Consider the following 1,322-nt stretch of genomic DNA (forward strand, 5'->3'; position numbering starts at 1 on the left):
CCCCCTTCGGCCCCACGTCGCGCACCTTGACCTCGGCCACTTGGCCCGCCACCGGCGACCGGACAAGCTGGCGCTCGGCCTCGCGGCCCTTGCGGCGCTCGAGCCGGGCGGCCTCGAGGGCGGGGCGCACCTCCTCGAGCAAGGCGCTCTTGCCGTAACCCGGCGGGGCCGAGAGCACCACCCCGCGCCCGGCCCGCACCGAGAGGAGCAGCGCTCGGCCTTCCTGCTGTCTGCCTGCGAACATAACTCCAGACTAACAGACTAACAGAATAACAGAATAACAGAGTACGTAACTCTGTAAGTTACGTACTCTGTAAGTTTGGAGAATACAGACTTTCCAACCTACAGAGTTTGCAAATACACGAGTTCCAGACTCTGTAAGTTTGTAGTTCACAAACTTCCGAACTTACAGACTTTTGAAGCCCCTGCGGCAACGACCACAGAAAGACTTACAGCACGCGCGTACCGGTGGAGAACTTCTCAACTCTTTACGCAGCTCATGACAGCCATGAGTTCCCGGGGGGTAAAGAAGGTGAGAAAGCGGAGGGCCTGCTCTGGTTCTCCCTTGACCCGGTATATAGGAACTATGTCGTTCGAGATGCTCTCCAGCTCAACCCCGGCACGCAGCGCGTTACTGGATGCGGTTGCCAGCCCATCCATGGAGACAAAGTAGAGCAGCATACGATTTCCCGCCAGCTCGATCCAGCCGTAGATGTACCGCTTACCCGGAACGTCTTTGGATACCTGGCCGTAGCTCTGCAGCAGGTAGAGGTTGTTATCCAGACGCTTGAACCATGCGGGATCGCCAGCCATCTGGTAACCATTGGGGGTTACCTTGACCTCCGTAGAGCTTTCCTTCCCGTTGATGTCCTTGCAGCGCCAGTTGCCTACGCCGGGGAAGGCATCTGTGCGGCTTAGCGCTGGCTTGTCTGAAGTGAATATGCACCCTGAGAGGAAAAGGGCCAGAGCGCCCAAAAGCATAAGTTGCAGCACCCTCATGTTGCTCTCTATAGCATGTCGAGCCTGTCGGTCCTGCGAGAACCGACCACCTTGCGCCCTCTGGCTACTTTGGGTATTCTGGCCCCGTGTCCAAGCCAGTCTTCCTCGCCCCCGAAGAGCTAGCCTCCGCCCTCCGGGTCCACCCGGAAACGGTGCGGGGCTGGATCCGCTCGGGCAAGCTCCCCGCCCAGAAGGTGGGGCACCTATGGCGCATTCCCTGGGAGGAGGCCGCCCGGCTCGCGGGGAGCGAGGCACGGCTGGAAAAGGCCCTGAAGGAGGGGAGGGGATGAGGGTGGTGGCGGTGCTCAACGGCAAGGGCGGGG

General features: G+C 60.4%; 2 protein-coding genes and 1 pseudogene. 1 reads left to right on the forward strand and 2 read right to left on the reverse strand.

Annotation, left to right across the window (positions count from 1 at the left end; all coding sequences use genetic code 11):
* Positions 1–244, reverse strand: a pseudogene (locus Q355_RS17175) (metal-dependent hydrolase); the annotation flags it as partial.
* Between the two features lie 236 nt (positions 245–480).
* Complete coding sequence (locus Q355_RS0113125) at positions 481–999, reverse strand: hypothetical protein (protein WP_027878189.1); 519 nt, start codon at positions 997–999, stop codon at positions 481–483.
* Between the two features lie 86 nt (positions 1,000–1,085).
* Here Q355_RS0113125 and Q355_RS0113130 point away from each other — a divergent pair, with 86 nt between their 5' ends.
* Positions 1,086–1,289 (forward strand): helix-turn-helix domain-containing protein, encoded by a 204-nt coding sequence (locus Q355_RS0113130; protein WP_027878190.1) that lies wholly within the window; start codon positions 1,086–1,088, stop codon positions 1,287–1,289.
* Positions 1,290–1,322 lie beyond the last annotated feature (33 nt).

The organism is Meiothermus cerbereus DSM 11376 (assembly GCF_000620065.1).
In the GTDB taxonomy this organism is placed as follows: domain Bacteria; phylum Deinococcota; class Deinococci; order Deinococcales; family Thermaceae; genus Meiothermus; species Meiothermus cerbereus.